Source organism: Pseudomonas sp. PSKL.D1 (genome assembly GCF_028898945.1).
In the GTDB taxonomy this organism is placed as follows: Bacteria; Pseudomonadota; Gammaproteobacteria; order Pseudomonadales; family Pseudomonadaceae; genus Aquipseudomonas.
In genome coordinates this window covers 1,620,751-1,637,871 of sequence record NZ_CP118607.1, presented here as the reverse complement: position 1 = coordinate 1,637,871, position 17,121 = coordinate 1,620,751, and the positions used below count along the sequence as shown (strand labels likewise).

The following is a 17,121-nucleotide window of genomic DNA, read 5'->3' as shown; positions in this document are numbered from 1 at the left end:
CCGCTCCTACAGGGGGCGTGTAGGAGCGGATTTATCCGCGATAGGGCCGGCACAGGCTTCGCAAATTACCTGGCCACAACATCCTTGGCCAGCGGACGACGGCGCCCTTTCAGCACATACGCCACGAACATCACCGCCAACCAAACCGGGATCGCATACACCGACACCTGAATGCCCGGAATCATCAGCATGATGCCCAGAATCAGCACCACGAAGGCCAGGCACAGGTAGTTGCCATAGGGGTACCACAGCGCCTTGAACAGCGGCTTCTGGCCAGTCTGGTCCAGGTGCTGGCGGAACTTCAGGTGCGAGTAGCTGATCATCGCCCAGTTGATCACCAGGGTCGCCACCACCAGCGACATGAGCAGCTCCAGCGCATCGTGCGGGATGAAGTAGTTCAGCAGCACGGCAATCACGGTCACCGCTGCCGACACCAGGATCGAGCGCACCGGCACGCCACGCTTGTCGACCTTGGCCAGCGCCGCCGGCGCATCACCCTGCTCGGCCATGCCCAGCAGCATGCGGGCGTTGCAGTAGGTGCCGCTGTTGTACACCGACAGCGCCGCGGTCAACACCACGAAGTTCAGCAAGTGCGCGGCCACATCGCTGCCCAGCAGCGAGAACACCTGCACGAACGGGCTGCTGCCGTAGCTGCCACCCGAAGCATCGATGCTGGCGACCAGGTTGTCCCACGGGGTCAGCGACAGCAGCACGACCAGCGCGCCGATGTAGAAGATCAGGATGCGGTAGATCACCTGGTTGATCGCCTTGGGGATCACGGTTTTCGGCTTGTCGGCCTCGGCTGCGGTAAAACCGAGCATTTCCAGGCCACCGAAGGAGAACATGATGAAGGCCAGGGCCATCACCAGCCCGCTGACGCCGTTCGGGAAGAAGCCGCCATGCGACCACAGGTTGGTCACCGATGCATCCGGGCCGCCGTTGCCGCTGGTCAGCAGGTAGGCACCCAGGCCGATCATGCCGACAATGGCCGCCACCTTGATGATGGCGAACCAGAATTCGGCTTCACCGAAGACTTTCACGTTCATCAGGTTGATGAAGTTGATGAGCAGGAAGAAGCCCGCCGCCGTGACCCAGGTCGGGATCTCCGGCCACCAGTAATGCACGTATTTACCGACCGCGGTGAGCTCCGACATGCCCACCAGGATGTACAGCACCCAGCAGTTCCAGCCCGACAGGAAGCCGGCGAAACCGCCCCAGTACTTGTGCGCGAAATGGCTGAACGAGCCGGCCACCGGCTCTTCGACAATCATTTCGCCCAGCTGGCGCATGATCATGAAGGCGATGAAGCCGCAGATGGCGTAACCAAGGATCATCGACGGGCCGGCGGATTTCATCACGCCTGCCGAACCGAGGAACAGGCCGGTACCAATGGCGCCGCCCAGGGCGATCAACTGGATGTGGCGGTTCTTCAGGCCCCGCTTGAGCTCGCCTGAATGCGTGTTTTGTCCACTCATGAACGAAGTCACCTGCATTGTTTTTATCTGTGACGGGATCGGACCCACCGCGCTCGTGGCGCAGCGGAATGGGCAAGGTGGTTACCTTGGGTTTCTTGCAAACAGGTGCCGCCTGGGCGGGTCAACCGGGTGTGAGCAAGAGTGCGCGGTACGCAAAGGGGTCACAGGTAAAACGCGGCGCACTGTATACCCCTGCAAACGCGCAGGCGTCAACGCGTTGCGTTGCTTCCATTGGAAAAAACGCAGCGATCCTGTGGTAGGAGCCTTCAAAGGCGGGCTGATCGGCGTACATGGCGCCTCCATTTGTTGTTTTATAGGCCCGGCACTTGAGGCGGGCTTTTTGCGCAGGGCAATGGGGGCTATATCAGCGTGGGACGGGGGTTTGGGCAATAGGGGCGGCGCCAACCGGGATGCTTGGAGGGCTGCCGCGCGGCAAGTTGCCTTTACAGGAATGGGTGCCAAGCCATTAAACCTAAGGAATTTGTAAAAATTTCCTTACAGGTCGGTTTGAAAACTTGCCAGTCATCGGAAATTTTCTTTTTGTTCAATATCTTGGGGCCGCTTTGCGGCCCTTTCGCGACACAAGGCCGCTCCCACAAAGGGAACGCAATCTCTTGTGGGAGCGGCCTTGTGTCGCGAAAGGGCTGCGCAGCGGCCCCAAAATCCCGCAGACAAAAAAAAGCCAGCGCGAACGCTGGCTTTTCTTTACCGCAACAGATCAACCGCGAGGCTTGCCACGACCACGGCCTGCCGGCTTGTCACCCTCAGGCTTGCCCGGGCGCTTGCGCATCTCGCTCGGGCGCTCGGCAACGGTGCTGCCACGGCTGCCTTTGCGCGGGGCTTCTTCACGCGGCTGACGTGCCGGGCGCTCGGCCGCACCACCTTCCTGGGCGGGGCGCAGTTGGCGCACGCGCTCACCACGGCCCAGCGGGCGGGTGGATTTGCGCTGCATACGCTCCATCTTGTCCTTGGCCTTGAGGTTCAAGGTCGGCAGCGCAACTGGCTGCAGGCCCACTTCAGCGGCCAGGATGTCGATCTCGCCCTGGGTCATTTCACGCCAGCGACCCATCGGCAGGTCGGAGTTGAGGAACACCGGGCCGAATCGCACGCGCTTCAGGCGGCTGACCACCATGCCCTGCGACTCCCACAAGCGGCGTACTTCGCGGTTACGGCCTTCCATCACCACGCAGTGGTACCAGTGGTTGAAGCCTTCACCGCCGGGTGCCTTCTGGATGTCGGTGAACTTGGCCGGGCCGTCTTCGAGCATGACGCCAGCCTTCAGGCGGTCGATCATCTCGTCGTCCACTTCACCGCGCACACGCACGGCGTACTCGCGGTCCATCTCGTACGACGGGTGCATCAGGCGGTTGGCCAGTTCGCCGTCGGTGGTGAACAGCAGCAGGCCGGTGGTGTTGATGTCCAGGCGGCCGATGTTGATCCAGCGGCCTTCTTTTGGCCGTGGCAGGCGGTCGAACACGGTCGGGCGGCCTTCCGGGTCGTCACGGGTGCAGATCTCGCCGTCGGGCTTGTTGTACATGATCACCCGGCGGGTGGCCTCGGCGGCCTCTTCGCGCTTGATCAGCTTGCCGTCGACAGCGATGGCATCGTGCAGGTCGACGCGCTGGCCGAGGGTGGCCTCCACGCCGTTGACCTTGATACGGCCCTGGCTGATCCAGGCCTCGACGTCACGGCGCGAGCCCACGCCGATGCGTGCCAGCACTTTCTGCAGCTTTTCGCCGGACGGAGGGGTAATTTCGGTATTTTGCAGGTCTTGCTCACTCATCTGGGCACCTCCCGGTGTAGGAATGAAATGTGGGTTTTGGCGACTGAAGCGCCAAAGGGCCGCGCATCATACGCGGTTCAGGCCTTGGAGCGTAGTGCGATTTGTGGGCTGCTGGCGGTAATTCAGCCGGGTGGTCGTGTGTGGAGGCTGCCGGCCCTATCGCGGATAAATCCGCTCCTACAAGTTCATGCCAGCCCTGTAGGAGCGGATTTATCCGCGATAGGGCCCGCACACGCTCAAGAAGGTTCAAGGCTGCAGCTTGTCCTCAGCCTCCCCAACCTCTTCTTCGCGCAAATCGTCGAAATCAGTCTTGAGGCCCTCTTCCATAGCATCCAGTTCCACCAACAAAGTCCTGAAGCTGGTCTCTTCTTTCGGCTCGCACGCCGCTTCTTCCTCAGCCAGGCTGGCATCGGCCAACGCCTGCAAATGCGCGGGCACCGGCGCATCATCCGGGTCAAGCAGCGGCTCCGGCTCAGGCTCCAATGCACGCAATTCTGCCAATGCCGGCAGCTCGTCCAGGCTCTTCAGGTTGAAATGGTCGAGAAACGCCTTGGTCGTGGCAAACATCGCCGGCCGCCCGGGCACCTCGCGGTACCCGACCACGCGGATCCACTCGCGCTCCATCAACGTCTTGATGATGTTGCTGTTGACCGCCACCCCACGCACGTCCTCGATCTCGCCACGGGTAATCGGTTGGCGATAGGCAATCAGCGCCATGGTTTCGAGCAACGCACGGGAATACCGCTGCGGGCGTTCCTCCCAGAGCCGGCCTACCCACGGGGCAAAGTCTTCACGAATTTGCAGGCGATAACCGCTGGCCACTTCCTTGAGTTCGAACGCGCGGCCCGCGCAGGACTTGCCCAGCACTTCCAGCGCCTTCTTGAACACCTTGGGCTCGGGGCGCTCGGCCTCTTCGAACAACTCATACAGCCGCTCAAGGGATTGCGGCTTGCCCGAGGCCAGCAGAAACGCTTCGATCAGCGACGCCAGGTCGCGGGGTTCATTCAGGTTCATCAGCTTTTTCGACAGACTCGGCACGCACCCGGACATGGATCGGCGCAAAAGGCTCATTCTGCACCAGTTCGATCAGTTGCTCCTTCACCAGCTCAAGAATCGCCATGAAGGTCACCACCACGCCAAGCTTGCCCTCGTCCACCGTGAACAGCTCGACAAACGGCACAAAACCGCCGCCTTTGAGGCGCTCCAGCACTTCGCTCATGCGCTCGCGGGTCGACAACGTCTCGCGGGTGATCTGGTGGCTTTCGAACAGATCGTTGCGGCGCATGACCTCGGCCATGGACACCAGCAGCTCTTCCAGGCTCACCTGCGGCAGCAGCTTGCGCACCTTGGCCTGGGGCGCTTCCAGTTGCGGCACCACCACATCACGGCCCACCCGTGGCAGCTCGTCGATGCCCTCGGCGGCGGCCTTGAAGCGCTCGTACTCCTGCAGCCGGCGGATCAGCTCGGCGCGCGGGTCGCCCTCTTCTTCCTCCACCTCGGCCGAGCGCGGCAGCAGCATGCGCGACTTGATCTCGGCCAGCATGGCGGCCATCACCAGGTATTCGGCAGCCAGTTCCAGGCGCACGCTTTTCATCAGCTCGACATAGCCCATGTACTGGCGGGTGATTTCCGCCACGGGGATGTCGAGGATGTCGATGTTCTGCTTGCGGATCAGGTACAGCAGCAGGTCCAGCGGGCCTTCGAAGGCTTCGAGGATGACTTCGAGCGCGTCCGGCGGGATGTACAGGTCCAGCGGCATCTCGGTCAGGGCTTCACCGTAAACCAGCGCCAGTTGCAACTGCTGCGGCGCCTCGGCCTCAATCACCGGGGCTTCGGGAGCTACTGGCTGATTCACGCGTTGGCCATGAACGGCGTAGGGTCGCCGCATCCTTCGCGGATCAGTTCGGCCTGGTCGCCGGACAAGTCGATGATGGTGGACGCCTTGAGGTCGCCGAAACCGCCATCGATCACCAGGTCCACGTGATGCTCCAGACGTTGGCGAATCTCATAGGGGTCGACCATCGGCTCATTATCGCCGGGCAGGATCAGGCTCACGCTCATCAACGGCTCGCCCAGCTCGGCCAGCAGCGCCAGGGTGATGGCATGGTCTGGCACGCGCAGGCCGATGGTGCGGCGCTTTTCGTGCAGCAGCAGGCGCGGCACTTCACGGGTGCCATTGAGGATAAAGGTATAAGGCCCCGGCACATGGGCCTTGAGCAGGCGGAACGTGCCGGTGTCGACCTTGGCGTACAGGCCCAGCTGCGACATGTCGCAGCACATCAGTGTGAAATTGTGGGTTTTATCCAGCCCGCGCAAGCGCCGCACACGCTCGATGGCCGCCTTGTCGCCAATCTGGCAACCCAGTGCATAGGCCGAATCGGTGGGGTAAACCACCACTCCGCCCTTGCGAATGATCTCCACCGCCTGGCGGATCAGCCGCGGTTGCGGGTTCTCCGGATGAATCTGGAAAAATTGGCTCACGTAGTCGTCCTGTTCATACCGCCAAAGGCTGTTCATGGCTGAATCGACGCCACAGGGGTGGCAGGTCCTCGGGCAATGGCCGGTAGGCACCGATCTCGCCCCAGGTGCCGGGGCCGTGGAAGTCGCTGCCAGCGCTTGCCAGCAGGCCGAACTCACGGGTGAGGATGGACATCGTGCCCACCTGCTCGGCCGGCATCATTCCGTTGACCACTTCAAGCGCCTGCCCGCCTGCCTGAATATAGTCGGCAATCAGCCGCCTGCGCTTGCTGCGGGTCAGATCGTAGTGCATGGGATGCGCCAGGCTCACCCACGCTTTGGACTGCCGCAGGGTGGCAACGGTTTCCTCAAGCGTCGGCCAGTGCAGCTTGACGTCGCCCAGCTTGCCGGCCCCCAGCCACTTGCGAAACGCCTCGGCGCGGTCCTTGACGTGGCCGGCACGCACCAGGAACTCGGCAAAATGCGGGCGCGCCGGGGCGTTGCCGCTGTCGCCCAGCTCCTGCTGCACGGCGCGGGCACCTTCGAGGGCGCCCGGCATGCCCTTGGCGGCCAACCGTTTGTCGATTTCTTCGGCGCGCAGCCAGCGGCCGCGGTGCAAGGCCTCGATGGCCTCCAGCAGCGGCGGTGCGTCAAGCGGGAAATCATAGCCCAGCACGTGAATGGTCGCGCCGCCCCAGGTGCACGACATCTCCACCCCGCTGACCCAGCGCATGCCCAGCTCGCGGCACGCCTGACGCGCCTCGGGCAGGCCTTCGATGGTGTCGTGGTCGGTAAGCGCCAGCGTTTGCACCCCGTGCTCATGGGCGCGGGCGACCAGAACCGAAGGCGCCAGGGCGCCATCGGAGGCCGTGCTGTGACAGTGCAGATCAACATTCATGGAGGAGCGCTTTCGCTGGATTCGATGTTTGTTATTATGCCGTCACATCCCGATTCTGGCTCCCATTGTGAAACAATTCATCGATTTCATTCCGCTGCTGCTGTTCTTCATCGTCTACAAGCTCGACCCGCGCCCCGTGGAAGTGGCTGGGCACAGCTTCGAATTCGGCGGTATCTACAGTGCCACGGCCATGCTGATCGCCAGTTCGCTGGTGGTGTACGGCCTGCTGTTCCTGCGCCAGCGCAAGCTGGAGAAAGGCCAGTGGCTGACGCTGGTGGCCTGCCTTGTGTTCGGTGGCCTTACCCTGGCCTTCCATAGCGAAACCTTCCTCAAGTGGAAGGCGCCGGTGGTCAACTGGCTGTTTGCCCTGGCCTTTGCCGGCAGCCACTTCATCGGCGACCGGGTACTGATCAAACGCATCATGGGCCACGCCCTGAGCCTGCCTGACGCCGTGTGGGGCCGCCTGAACCTGGCCTGGATCGCATTTTTCCTGTTCTGCGGCGCCGCCAACCTGTTCGTGGCCTTCACCTTCCAGGACTTCTGGGTCGACTTCAAAGTGTTCGGCAGCCTGGGCATGACCGTAATCTTCCTCGTGGCGCAGGGTGTGTACCTGTCGCGCCACCTGCACGACGACCCGTCCACCTCCAAAACCAAGGATTGACATGCTCTACGCCATCATTGCCAGCGACGTCGCGAACTCCCTGGAAAAACGCCTGGCCGCCCGCCCGGCGCACATCGAGCGCCTGCAGCAGCTCAAGGCCGAAGGCCGCGTGGTGCTGGCCGGTCCGCACCCGGCCATTGACAGCAACGACCCGGGTGAAGCCGGTTTCAGCGGCAGCCTGATCGTCGCCGAGTTCGATTCGCTGGCCGCCGCACAGGCCTGGGCCGACGCCGACCCGTACATTGCCGCGGGCGTGTACGACAAGGTTATCGTCAAGCCCTTCAAGCAAGTCTTGCCCTAGCCGATAAAATTGATGGCGCCTGAGGTATCTTTGCCACTGGCAGGCGCGTCAGACGCCGTCGATTTGAATTGAGTGAGTCATGAGCGAGCTGTTACTGATTGATGATGACCAGGAACTCTGCGAGCTGCTCGGCAGCTGGCTGACCCAGGAAGGGTTTACCGTCCGCGCCTGCCACGATGGGCAGAGCGCGCGCCAGGCCTTGGCCGAGCAAGCCCCGGCCGCGGTGGTGCTGGACGTGATGTTGCCAGATGGCAGCGGCCTGGAGCTGCTCAAGCAACTGCGCAGCGACCATGCCGAACTGCCCGTGCTGATGCTGTCGGCACGCGGCGAACCGCTGGACCGTATCCTCGGCCTGGAACTGGGCGCCGACGATTACCTGGCCAAACCGTGCGACCCTCGTGAACTCACCGCGCGCCTGCGCGCCGTGCTGCGCCGCAGCCACCCCACCGCCATCACCACGCAAGTTGAAATCGGCGACCTGGCGTTCAGCCCGGTACGTGGCGTGGTCAGCATCGATGGCCGGGAGATGAGCCTGACCCTGTCCGAAAGCCGCATCCTCGAAGCGCTGCTGCGCCAGCCGGGCGAGCCGCTGGACAAACAGGACCTTGCGCAAATCGGCCTGGGCCGCAAGCTGACGCTGTACGACCGCAGCCTGGACATGCACGTGAGCAACCTGCGCAAAAAGATCGGCCCGCATGCCGATGGTCGCCCGCGCATCGTTGCGCTGCGCAGCCGCGGCTATTACTACAGCCTGTAGGAGCGGCTTTAGCCGCGATGCAGACAACTCGGTGCATGGCACCGGCTTCGCCGGTGATCGCGGCGGTCCGACGTCTCGGTAAATCCGCTCCTACAGGGATTACGCCAGCGTTTACATTGCCTTTCATCTTTACCGAGCCTTTACCGTCCGCTGACTGCGCTTGACCTTGTTCTCCCTAGACTGAGCTCATCCGGTAAACGCCGGCCCATGAAAGGAGAAACACCATGCGCAAGACCCTTATCGCCCTGATGTTCGCCGCCGCCCTGCCGACCGTAGCCATGGCCATGCCAGAAGGCGGCCCGCGCCACGACGGCCCGCATCACCGCGGTGACGCGCCTTTCGCCCAGCTGGACCTGAGCCGCGACCAGCGCCAGCAAATCGGCAAGCTGATGGGCGAGCAAATGAAGCAGCGCCGCGACATCACCGAGCGCTACCTGGCCAAACTGCCAGCCGCCGACCAGAAGGCCATGAAAGACGAGCTCAAGGCCAGCCATGACAAGGCCGACAGCCAGGTCCGCGCACTGCTCAAGCCAGACCAGCAGAAGAAGTTCGACGAACTGCAGAAAGAGCGCGAAGCGCGCAAGGCTGAATGGAAGGAATTCCAAGCCTGGAAAGCTGAAAAAGCCGGCAAGGCCCAGTAAGCTTCACCCCCAATGCCCGGCCCGCCCCCAAGCGAGCCGGGCTTTTCTTGTTTACAGGAGGTGCTCTTGCGTTCTCTGTTCTGGCGCATTCTGGCCAGCTTCTGGCTGGCCATCACCCTGGTTGCCGGCCTGTCGATCCTGCTGGGCCACATGCTCAACCAGGACGCCTGGATCCTCAGCCGCCACCCGGGCCTCAACACGCTGGCCAGCCACTGGGCCAAGCATTACGAACAGGAAGGCATCGAGTCGGCCCAGGCGTTTCTGGAGCGGCGCAAGCAACGCTTCAAAGTCGACGTGCAGGTGCTCGACGACAGCGGCGACGCCGTGGTGCCCGGCACCTTCCCACGCCGCGCGGCCGCCTTCGAGGCACGCCAGCACAATGACGAACGCCGCCTGCCCTGGCGCCGCCTGACCGAGGAGTACACCAGCCCCGACAGCGGCGAGACCTACCTGTTGATCTACCGCATTCCGCACCCGGAGCTGGACGCCTGGCACCGTGAAAGCCTGCTGTGGCCGCTGAGTGCGTTAGGGATAGCGCTGGTGGTGCTGACCCTGTTCAGCCTGTTGGTGACACTGTCCATCACCCGCCCGCTCAGCCGCCTGCGCGGCGCGGTGCACGACCTTGGCCAGGCCAGCTACCAGCAGAACAGCCTGGCCCAGCTGGCGGGCAGGCGTGACGAGTTTGGCGTGCTGGCCAAGGACTTCAACAAGATGGGCGCGCGCCTGCAGAGCCTGATCGGCAGCCAGCGCCAGCTGCTGCGCGATGTGTCCCACGAACTGCGCTCACCGCTGGCCCGCCTGCGCATCGCCCTGGCCCTGGCAGAACGTGCCGAGCCTGAACAGCGCCAGGCGCTGTGGCCACGGCTGACCCGCGAGTGCGACCGGCTGGAAGACCTGATCAGCGAAATCCTGGCCCTGGCCCGGGTCGATGCCGAACAGGCCCACGCCGAGCCGGTGGACGTGAATGCGCTGCTGGGCAGCGTGCGCAAGGACGCCCAGCTCAGCGCGCCCGAGCAGGAAGTGAAACTTGAGGCGCAGCCAGGGCTGACCTTGCAGGGCTGGCCGACACTGGTGGAGCGAGCCGTGGATAACCTGGTGCGCAATGCGCTGCGCTTCAGCCCACCGGGGCAGCCGATCGAAATTGGCGCGGTGCGCGAGCAGGACAAGATCATCCTGAGCGTGCGTGACCATGGGCCGGGGGCAGCGGAGGAACATCTGGCTCAGCTGGGCGAGCCGTTCTTCCGAGCGCCGGGGCAGGAGGCGGCGGGGCATGGGCTGGGGCTGGCGATTGCGCGCAAGGCGGCGGAACGCCATGGCGGGAGCCTGGTGTTGGGCAATCATCCGCAGGGTGGGTTTTTGGCGCGGTTGGAGTTGCCGACGGTTGAAGTACCAGGCTGAGATTGCCAGGGCCGCTTTGCGGCCCTTTCGCGACACAAGGCCGCTCCTACAGGGGGATCGCATTCCTGTGTAGGAGCGGCCTTGTGTCGCGATGGGCTGCAAAGCAGCCCCCAAACTCACTCGCCCCAGGCGCTGACGAACTCGGCCGTTTCCAGCACCGGCGCCGTGCGCGGCTCGGCCATTGGCGTGCCCACATACAGGTAACCGATCAGCTCTTCGTTCTCGGCCATACCCAGCCCTTTGTGTACATGCGCATCAAACGCCATGTCACCGGTACGCCACACCGCGCCAATCCCTTGAGCATGGGCCGCAATCAGAATGCCATGTGCCGCACAGCCTGCCGCCAGGCGCTGCTCCACCTTCGGCACCTTGTAATGGTCCTGCAGCTTGGCTATCACCACTATCAGCAACGGCGCGCGCAGCGGCATGGCGCGGGCCTTGTCCAGCGCGGCCGGGGTGGCATCGCCTTTGTGCTGCACCGCTTCGGCGAACAGCTCACCGAGCTTTTCACGCGCCTGGCCTTCAATGGTCAGAAAACGCCATGGGCGCAGCTGGCCGTGGTCTGGCGCGCGCAGCGCCGCCTGGAACAGCGCTTCGCGCTGAGCGTCATTGGGTGCAGGCTCGGTCAGGCGTGGCACGGAAACACGGTTGAGCAATGCGTCGAGAGCCTCCATCGGCTACCCTCCTGGCAGATAAATGTGCGGCCATTCTAACGTTTACATCACCAGACCCATAGGTAGAATGGCGCCCTTCCGTTCAGAGTCAGAGCAGATCACATGGCGTTGCCGACCTTAAGAATCATTGCATTCCTCATCGGCATCTTCCTGATCACCCTGGCGGTCAGCATGGTCGTGCCCATGGCCACGCTGGTGATCTTCCAGCGCACCGGCGACATGCCCTCGTTCCTGTGGTCCAGCCTGATCACCTTCGTTGCCGGCCTGGCCATGGTCCTGCAAGGCCGCCCCGAGCATGTGCACCTGCGCCCGCGGGACATGTACCTGCTCACCGTCAGCAGCTGGCTGGTGGTGTGCATCTTCGCCGCCCTGCCCTTTTTGCTGACGCAGCACATCAGCTACACCGACGCTTTCTTCGAAAGCATGTCGGGTATTACCGCCACCGGCGCGACCGTGCTGAGCGGGCTGGACAACATGTCGCCGGGCATCCTGATGTGGCGCTCGATGCTGCACTGGCTCGGCGGCATCGGCTTTATCGCCATGGCGGTGGCGATTCTGCCGCTGCTGCGCATCGGTGGCATGCGGCTGTTTCAGACCGAATCTTCCGACCGCTCGGAAAAGGTCATGCCGCGCTCGCACATGGTCGCCAAGTCGATCGTAGGCGTATACGTGGGGTTCTCGGTCATTGGTGCCCTGGCCTTCTGGTGGGCAGGCATGAGCCCGTTCGATGCAATCAACCACGCCATGTCGGCCATTTCCACCGGCGGGTTCTCCACCTCCGACCAGTCGCTGGCCAAGTGGGACATCCCGGCCGTGCACTGGGTGGCTGTGGTGGTGATGATCATGGGCAGCCTGCCATTCACCCTGTACGTGGCCACCCTGCGCGGCAACCGCAAGGCATTGATCCGCGACCAGCAGGTGCAGGGCTTGCTGGGCATGCTGGTAGTAACGTGGCTGGTGCTGGGCACCTGGTACTGGGCCACCACCGACTTGCACTGGCTGGACGCTTTGCGCCACGTGGCGCTGAACGTAACCTCGGTGGTCACCACCACCGGCTTTGCCCTGGGCGACTACAGCCTGTGGGGCAACTTCTCGCTGATGCTGTTCTTCTACCTGGGCTTCGTCGGCGGCTGCTCGGGGTCAACGGCAGGCGGGATCAAGATTTTCCGCTTCCAGGTGGCCTACATCCTGCTCAAGGCCAGCCTCAACCAGTTGATCCACCCACGCGCGGTGATCAAGCAGAAGTACAACGGCCACCGCCTCGACGAAGAGATCGTGCGTTCGATCCTGACGTTTTCGTTCTTCTTCGCCATCACCATTTGCGTCATGGCGCTGCTGCTGTCGTTGCTGGGCGTGGACTGGATGACCGCGCTGACCGGCGCCGCCGGTACGGTGTCAGGTGTGGGGCCTGGGCTGGGTGAGGTGATCGGCCCTTCGGGCAACTACGCGTCGCTGCCGGATGCCGCCAAGTGGATTCTGGCTGCCGGCATGCTGCTCGGCCGCCTGGAGATCATCACTGTGCTGGTGTTGCTGATGCCGGCGTTCTGGCGTCACTGACAGGGGCGCAATCCCCTCCCAGGCGGGCGCGATACTCGCTGGGCGTGGCGTCGAACCAGCGGCGGAAGGCACGGTAGAAGTTGCTCGGGTCGGCAAAACCCAGCAGGTAGGCGGTTTCCAGCAGGGTCATGCCGGGTTGGGCCAGGTACTGCTCGGCCAGTTCGCGACGGGTGTCGTCCAGCAACTGCTGAAAGCTGGTGCCTTCTTCCTGCAGGCGCCGCTGCAAGGTGCGCTGGGACAGGTGCAGTGCCTGGGCCAGGGTTTCGCGCTTGGGTTCGCCCTGGGGCAGGATGCGGCACAACACTTGGCGCACCCGGTGGGTTACCCGGCTTTCAGAGAACCGCGCCAGATACTCCCCGGCAAAGCGGTCGTGCAAAATGGCCATGGCTTCGTTGGCGGTCGGCAGCGGCGCTTCCATGTCGGCACGCTCGAACACCAGCGCATCGTGGGGTGCACTGAACACCAGTGGCGAATGGAAGGCGACCTTGTACGGCTCCACATCCTTGGGTTGCGGCCCCTGCACCAGCACCCTACGTGGCTGAATCGGCCGGCCACTGAGCCACTTGCACAGCGCCAGCGCACAGGCCAGCGAAGCTTCCGCGCTGTGCCGGGTGGGCGGCAGGTGGTCGCCATGTACAGTCAGAATCAACGAATAGCCATCGGGGCCGAGTTCAAAACTCAGGTCGGAGCTTTCGGCAATGATGCGCTGGTAACGCACCAACCGCTCGAACCCTTCTGCCAGGGTGCGGCTGGACATCAGCGCATAACCCACCACATGAAACGACGCCGGGCGAATCACCCGCGCCATGTTCAGGCCAATGGCCTCGTTGCCCGACAACTCCACCGCCAGTAGCCAAAGCCGGGTCATGGCGTCCTGGGGGAAGCGTGCATCCGGGTCGTCAAGGGCGGCAAAGTCCAGGCCCAATTGCTTGAACATGGCCCTGCAGTCCAGCCCTTCAAGTTCGAGAGCCTTGACGATGCCTGATGCCCAACTGGCTGACGTGGTTCGTTCACTCATGACCGGTTTCTTCCCTGACCGCCTGTGCGGTGAACCCCAAGGATACTTAAATGGCGCCTATTGTCACTGGTCGGCCCCGCCAATGACTCTAGACTCGATTCAGGCTCCACGCCGTGTATCCTGTCAAAAAGTGATAATTCCGGAGCATTGCCATGCACAGCACCGCGCAGTTTCGCAGTTTTGCCGAGTTCTACCCCTACTACCTGGGCGAGCACAGCAACACCACGTGCCGACGCCTGCATTTCGTCGGCACCAGCCTGGTGATCGCATTGCTGGCCTACACGATTGGCAGCGGCAAGTGGCTGCTTTTGCTGGCGGTGCCCCTGTTCGGCTATGGGTTCGCCTGGGTAGGGCACTTCTTTTATGAAAAGAACAAACCGGCCACCTTCAAGCACCCGTGGTACAGCCTGATTGGTGACTTCGTGATGTTCCGCGATATTCTGCTGGGCAGAATCAGCCTTTAGGCGGGTTCTCTCAATGCCGCACTTGCCTGGGCCTGGCGGGCCTGGGCGTCTGCCAGCCGGTACAGCTCAATGCTGCCGTCCCAGTGCTCGATCAAGGCGGTGCATGATTCCACCCAATCCCCGCAATTGAGGTAGTCCACCTCGCCCACCTTGCGAATCTCGGCATGGTGGATATGCCCGCACACCACCCCATGAAAGCCCCGGCGGGTGCATTCGTGGGCAATGGCATCCTCGAAATCGCTGATGAAGTTCACTGCGCCCTTGACCTTGTGCTTGAGGTAGGCCGACAGCGACCAATAGCCGTAGCCATACCGGGCACGCCAATGGTTGAGCCAGCGGTTGAGCACCAGGGTGAATTCATAGGCCCGGTCACCGAGGAAGGCCAGCCAGCGGTGGTAGCGGGTAATCACATCGAACTGGTCGCCATGAATGACCAACAGCCTGCGGCCATCGGCGGTCAGGTGCTCAGCCTCGTCCACCAGCTGGATGTTGCCGAGCAGCAATTTGGAATAGCGGCGCAGGAACTCGTCGTGGTTACCGGTGACATAGATCACCTCGGTGCCACGCTTGCTCATGGTCAGCAAACGGCGGATGACATTGGTGTGCGCCTGCGGCCAGTAGATGCCGCTGCGCAGCTTCCAGCCATCGATGATGTCGCCGACCAGGTAGATGCGGTCGGCCTGGTAGCCCTTGAGAAACTGCGACAAGTGTTCGGCCTGGCAGTCCCGGGTGCCCAGGTGCACATCGGAAATCCACAAGGTGCGCACGCGCTGCTTGCGCGAGGGGCGGGCGAGTTCGGCATGGGTCATGGGCAGGCTCCGGCGCTGTTTGCTGGAGACTGGCAGGCGCGCATGACAGGTTGGTGGCAGCGATGTGACGAGTGATGGGGCGCAGGGAATGGGGCACAATGTACCCCTGCCCTGCGAGGAAGCGCCATGTCTGCCGGCCCGATTCTGTCCCTGCGCCATTACCGCGATGGCCTGATTGCCCATAGCCACGAACACCCGCAACTGGTGTTCGGCCTGCGCGGCAAACTGGATTTCGACGTGCAAGGGCATGGCGCGCGGGTTGACCGGCAGGGGCTGATGGTGGTGCCGGCCGGTGCCCACCACGCCTGTGCCAGTAATGCGGGCAGCGATTGCCTGGTGCTGGATGTGCCGGGCGAGCAGTGGCTGCGTGAGCAATTGGGTGAGCATGCCGAGGCCAGCAGGCGGCTGCTCGACCAGCCTGTGGCCGTAGCACTGGATAACCGCCAACAGCAACTGGTGGACTGGCTGGCGGCCAGCCCGGTGGACGACCCGTTGATTGCCCGGCAAGGCGCGGTGTTGTTGCTGGCCAGCCTCAACCCGACGGCCTCGGGGATCGTCACGCCCAGCCATCGCCTGCCTTACGCGGCGTTTGACGCCTACATCGAGCAACATGCAGCCTACCCGCTACAGGTGGCGGACCTGGCGCGTATTGCCGGGTTGTCCAGTGCGCGGCTGCATGCGCGGTTCACGGCCGAGAGCGGGATGACGCCGATGGATTACATTCGCCAGCGGCGGCTGCTGAAGGCGCGGCAGCTGGTGGTGCAGACGGCGCTGCCAATGGGCGAGATTGCGGCGCAGGTTGGTTATGGTTCGCAGAGTGCGTTTTCAGCGGCGATGTTGCGGGCGTTCGGGTGTACGCCAATGGGGTTGCGGCGCGAGTCTGGCGACAAATGATGTGAGGTGTGCGACAGATCTCGACAGCCTGAGGATTTATGCTGTGCCTGTGCCGGCCCTTCGCGGATAAATCCGCTCCTACAGGTAATGTTTAACCCCTGTAGGAGCGGATTTATCCGCGAAGGGCCGGCACTGACTGCCTCCAATTCAAAGGACCACCATGAACCACCGCACAGCCCTGGGCGCCCTGCACATCGGCGCGCTGTTCTTCGGCCTGACCGGCGTCTTCGGCAAACTGGCCGCCAGCGCCACCCCGGCCATCATCGTGTTCGGCCGCGCCGCCTTTGCCGTGCTGGCCCTGGCCCTGTTTGCCGGCCTGGCCCGCCAGGGCTGGCACCGCCTGACCGGCGCCGACATTCGCCGTCTGCTGCTGGGTGGCGTGCTGCTGGCCGGGCACTGGGTGAGCTTTTTCATTGCCGTGAAGGTTGGTGGCGTGGCCATCGCCACGCTGGGCTTCGCCAGCTTCCCGGCTTTTACCGTAATCCTCGAAGGCCTGCTGTTCCGCGAACGCATCCGCCGCAACGAAGCCGTGCTGGTGCTTCTGGTGAGCATTGGCCTGGTGCTGGTGACACCGTCGTTTGACCTGGCCAGCGAGGCCACCGGCGGCCTGCTCTGGGCGTTGCTGTCAGGGCTGTTGTTCTCGCTGCTGTCACTGACCAACCGCGCCGGCTCCGGCCGGGTACCCGCCGTGCAGGCGGCGCTGTGGCAAAACCTGGTGGTGGGCCTGTGCCTGCTGCCCTTCGCCGCACCGGGCCTGAGCGCCGTGCAGCCGATGGACTGGCTGTGGATCGCCCTTTTGGGCATTTTCTGCACCGGCGTTGCGCACAGCCTGTTCGTTGCCAGCCTGGCGGTGATCAAGGCCCGCACCGCGGCGGTGGTGTTTGGCATGGAGCCGGTCTACGGCATCGCCGTGGCCTGGCTGGTATTTGCCGAAACGCCCACCTTGCGCATGTTGCTGGGCGGCGCGCTGATCATCTTCGCCATCGTGCTGTCCAGCCGCCTGGCGGCGGATCACCCACCCAAGCAGCCCGCCCTGGCCGAAAGCGCCTGACTCAGCGGTCGTTGTGGCCCAGGTCGCGCTGCGGGTCGATCTGGTCACGCACCCGCTGCTTGAGCACCTTGGCCTCCGGGAAGCCGCCATCGGCCTTGCGCTCCCACAGCTGCACGCCATCGCAGGTGATACGGAAGATGCCGCCAGTGCCCGGCTCCAGCGCCACCCGGCCAAGGTCATCGGCAAAGGTGCTGAGCAGTTCCTGCGCCAGCCAGGCCGCGCGCAGCAGCCATTGGCACTGGGTGCAGTAGGTGATGACGATTTCCGGTTTGCTGTTGGCCAT

General features: G+C 63.5%; 19 protein-coding genes. 9 read left to right on the top strand and 10 right to left on the bottom strand.

What is annotated here, in order from left to right; translation table 11 throughout:
* Nucleotides 1-65: 65 nt before the first annotated feature.
* The 6 genes from PVV54_RS07195 to PVV54_RS07170 all read right to left on the bottom strand — a co-directional run bounded on the left by PVV54_RS07195 (nucleotide 66) and on the right by PVV54_RS07170 (nucleotide 6,613).
* A complete protein-coding gene (locus tag PVV54_RS07195; protein ID WP_274909269.1) occupies nucleotides 66-1,475 on the bottom strand; it encodes an amino acid permease in 1,410 nt (469 codons plus the stop codon).
* A gap of 718 nt (nucleotides 1,476-2,193) precedes the next feature.
* The gene (gene rluB / locus PVV54_RS07190) at nucleotides 2,194-3,258 is read right to left on the bottom strand and encodes a 23S rRNA pseudouridine(2605) synthase RluB (RefSeq protein WP_274909268.1); all 1,065 of its coding nucleotides are present in this window, start codon (nucleotides 3,256-3,258) and stop codon (nucleotides 2,194-2,196) included.
* Nucleotides 3,259-3,504: 246 nt separating this feature from the next.
* Nucleotides 3,505-4,272, bottom strand: a complete 768-nt coding sequence (gene scpB / locus PVV54_RS07185; protein WP_274909267.1) for an SMC-Scp complex subunit ScpB — start codon at nucleotides 4,270-4,272, stop codon at nucleotides 3,505-3,507.
* Nucleotides 4,259-5,017 carry a segregation and condensation protein A gene (locus PVV54_RS07180; protein ID WP_274910400.1) on the bottom strand — a complete coding sequence of 253 codons (759 nt, stop codon included), beginning with the start codon at nucleotides 5,015-5,017 and terminating at the stop codon, nucleotides 4,259-4,261. The genes scpB and PVV54_RS07180 overlap by 14 nt, the downstream gene beginning before the upstream one ends.
* Nucleotides 5,018-5,109: 92 nt before the next feature.
* The gene (locus PVV54_RS07175) at nucleotides 5,110-5,739 is read right to left on the bottom strand and encodes an L-threonylcarbamoyladenylate synthase (protein WP_274910399.1); all 630 of its coding nucleotides are present in this window, start codon (nucleotides 5,737-5,739) and stop codon (nucleotides 5,110-5,112) included.
* 13 nt (nucleotides 5,740-5,752) lie between these two features.
* A complete protein-coding gene (locus PVV54_RS07170) occupies nucleotides 5,753-6,613 on the bottom strand; it encodes a PHP domain-containing protein (RefSeq protein ID WP_274909266.1) in 861 nt (286 codons plus the stop codon).
* A 67-nt stretch (nucleotides 6,614-6,680) separates the two neighbouring features.
* On the opposite strand from PVV54_RS07170, the gene PVV54_RS07165 reads away from it, so the two are divergent.
* From PVV54_RS07165 to PVV54_RS07145, 5 genes are all read left to right on the top strand, one after another.
* Nucleotides 6,681-7,274: a septation protein A gene (locus PVV54_RS07165; RefSeq protein WP_274909265.1), complete on the top strand. Its 594-nt coding sequence runs from the start codon at nucleotides 6,681-6,683 to the stop codon at nucleotides 7,272-7,274.
* Nucleotide 7,275: 1 nt separating this feature from the next.
* Nucleotides 7,276-7,575: a YciI family protein gene (locus PVV54_RS07160; RefSeq protein ID WP_008091826.1), complete on the top strand. Its 300-nt coding sequence runs from the start codon at nucleotides 7,276-7,278 to the stop codon at nucleotides 7,573-7,575.
* Nucleotides 7,576-7,654: 79 nt separating this feature from the next.
* Complete coding sequence (locus tag PVV54_RS07155) at nucleotides 7,655-8,332, top strand: response regulator transcription factor (protein ID WP_274909264.1); 678 nt, start codon at nucleotides 7,655-7,657, stop codon at nucleotides 8,330-8,332.
* Nucleotides 8,333-8,556: 224 nt separating this feature from the next.
* Nucleotides 8,557-8,973, top strand: coding sequence for a Spy/CpxP family protein refolding chaperone (locus PVV54_RS07150; RefSeq protein WP_274909263.1), 417 nt, complete (start codon nucleotides 8,557-8,559; stop codon nucleotides 8,971-8,973).
* Nucleotides 8,974-9,033: 60 nt separating this feature from the next.
* On the top strand, nucleotides 9,034-10,371 hold the full coding sequence (locus PVV54_RS07145; protein ID WP_274909262.1) for a sensor histidine kinase: 1,338 nt from the start codon (nucleotides 9,034-9,036) through the stop codon (nucleotides 10,369-10,371).
* Between the two features lie 116 nt (nucleotides 10,372-10,487).
* Here PVV54_RS07145 and PVV54_RS07140 read toward each other — a convergent pair whose 3' ends face one another.
* Nucleotides 10,488-11,045 (bottom strand): NAD(P)H nitroreductase, encoded by a 558-nt coding sequence (locus tag PVV54_RS07140; RefSeq protein WP_274909261.1) that lies wholly within the window; start codon nucleotides 11,043-11,045, stop codon nucleotides 10,488-10,490.
* Between the two features lie 102 nt (nucleotides 11,046-11,147).
* On the opposite strand from PVV54_RS07140, the gene PVV54_RS07135 reads away from it, so the two are divergent.
* Complete coding sequence (locus PVV54_RS07135; protein WP_274909260.1) at nucleotides 11,148-12,602, top strand: TrkH family potassium uptake protein; 1,455 nt, start codon at nucleotides 11,148-11,150, stop codon at nucleotides 12,600-12,602.
* Here PVV54_RS07135 and PVV54_RS07130 read toward each other — a convergent pair.
* Nucleotides 12,559-13,620 carry an AraC family transcriptional regulator gene (locus PVV54_RS07130; protein WP_274909259.1) on the bottom strand — a complete coding sequence of 354 codons (1,062 nt, stop codon included), beginning with the start codon at nucleotides 13,618-13,620 and terminating at the stop codon, nucleotides 12,559-12,561. The two genes, PVV54_RS07135 and PVV54_RS07130, sit on opposite strands and share 44 nt — an antisense overlap.
* A 152-nt stretch (nucleotides 13,621-13,772) precedes the next feature.
* Here PVV54_RS07130 and PVV54_RS07125 point away from each other — a divergent pair, with 152 nt between their 5' ends.
* On the top strand, nucleotides 13,773-14,084 hold the full coding sequence (locus PVV54_RS07125; protein WP_274909258.1) for a DUF962 domain-containing protein: 312 nt from the start codon (nucleotides 13,773-13,775) through the stop codon (nucleotides 14,082-14,084).
* Here the strand turns inward: PVV54_RS07125 and PVV54_RS07120 are convergent.
* The gene (locus PVV54_RS07120; protein ID WP_274909257.1) at nucleotides 14,081-14,893 is read right to left on the bottom strand and encodes a UDP-2,3-diacylglucosamine diphosphatase; all 813 of its coding nucleotides are present in this window, start codon (nucleotides 14,891-14,893) and stop codon (nucleotides 14,081-14,083) included. The two genes, PVV54_RS07125 and PVV54_RS07120, sit on opposite strands and share 4 nt — an antisense overlap.
* A gap of 126 nt (nucleotides 14,894-15,019) precedes the next feature.
* Here PVV54_RS07120 and PVV54_RS07115 point away from each other — a divergent pair, with 126 nt between their 5' ends.
* Together PVV54_RS07115 and PVV54_RS07110 are read left to right on the top strand one after the other, a co-directional pair.
* A complete protein-coding gene (locus tag PVV54_RS07115; protein WP_274909256.1) occupies nucleotides 15,020-15,787 on the top strand; it encodes a helix-turn-helix transcriptional regulator in 768 nt (255 codons plus the stop codon).
* Nucleotides 15,788-15,947: 160 nt separating this feature from the next.
* Nucleotides 15,948-16,838, top strand: a complete 891-nt coding sequence (locus tag PVV54_RS07110) for a DMT family transporter (protein WP_274909255.1) — start codon at nucleotides 15,948-15,950, stop codon at nucleotides 16,836-16,838.
* A gap of 1 nt (nucleotide 16,839) precedes the next feature.
* Here PVV54_RS07110 and PVV54_RS07105 read toward each other — a convergent pair whose 3' ends face one another.
* Nucleotides 16,840-17,121, bottom strand: a complete 282-nt coding sequence (locus PVV54_RS07105) for a SelT/SelW/SelH family protein (protein WP_274909254.1) — start codon at nucleotides 17,119-17,121, stop codon at nucleotides 16,840-16,842.

Bases quoted from the DNA above. Each gene is read 5' to 3' on its own strand.
- PVV54_RS07130 (WP_274909259.1), bottom strand. From the start codon at position 13,620: ATGAGTGAACGAACCACGTCAGCCAGTTGGGCATCAGGCATCGTCAAG.
- PVV54_RS07115 (WP_274909256.1), top strand. From the start codon at position 15,020: ATGTCTGCCGGCCCGATTCTGTCCCTGCGCCATTACCGCGATGGCCTG.
- PVV54_RS07135 (WP_274909260.1), top strand. From the start codon at position 11,148: ATGGCGTTGCCGACCTTAAGAATCATTGCATTCCTCATCGGCATCTTC.
- PVV54_RS07160 (WP_008091826.1), top strand. From the start codon at position 7,276: ATGCTCTACGCCATCATTGCCAGCGACGTCGCGAACTCCCTGGAAAAA.
- PVV54_RS07155 (WP_274909264.1), top strand. From the start codon at position 7,655: ATGAGCGAGCTGTTACTGATTGATGATGACCAGGAACTCTGCGAGCTG.
- PVV54_RS07105 (WP_274909254.1), bottom strand. From the start codon at position 17,121: ATGGCCAACAGCAAACCGGAAATCGTCATCACCTACTGCACCCAGTGC.
- rluB (WP_274909268.1), bottom strand. From the start codon at position 3,258: ATGAGTGAGCAAGACCTGCAAAATACCGAAATTACCCCTCCGTCCGGC.
- scpB (WP_274909267.1), bottom strand. From the start codon at position 4,272: ATGAACCTGAATGAACCCCGCGACCTGGCGTCGCTGATCGAAGCGTTT.
- PVV54_RS07170 (WP_274909266.1), bottom strand. From the start codon at position 6,613: ATGAATGTTGATCTGCACTGTCACAGCACGGCCTCCGATGGCGCCCTG.
- PVV54_RS07195 (WP_274909269.1), bottom strand. From the start codon at position 1,475: ATGAGTGGACAAAACACGCATTCAGGCGAGCTCAAGCGGGGCCTGAAG.
- PVV54_RS07140 (WP_274909261.1), bottom strand. From the start codon at position 11,045: ATGGAGGCTCTCGACGCATTGCTCAACCGTGTTTCCGTGCCACGCCTG.
- PVV54_RS07150 (WP_274909263.1), top strand. From the start codon at position 8,557: ATGCGCAAGACCCTTATCGCCCTGATGTTCGCCGCCGCCCTGCCGACC.
- PVV54_RS07125 (WP_274909258.1), top strand. From the start codon at position 13,773: ATGCACAGCACCGCGCAGTTTCGCAGTTTTGCCGAGTTCTACCCCTAC.
- PVV54_RS07120 (WP_274909257.1), bottom strand. From the start codon at position 14,893: ATGACCCATGCCGAACTCGCCCGCCCCTCGCGCAAGCAGCGCGTGCGC.
- PVV54_RS07180 (WP_274910400.1), bottom strand. From the start codon at position 5,017: ATGCCGCTGGACCTGTACATCCCGCCGGACGCGCTCGAAGTCATCCTC.
- PVV54_RS07110 (WP_274909255.1), top strand. From the start codon at position 15,948: ATGAACCACCGCACAGCCCTGGGCGCCCTGCACATCGGCGCGCTGTTC.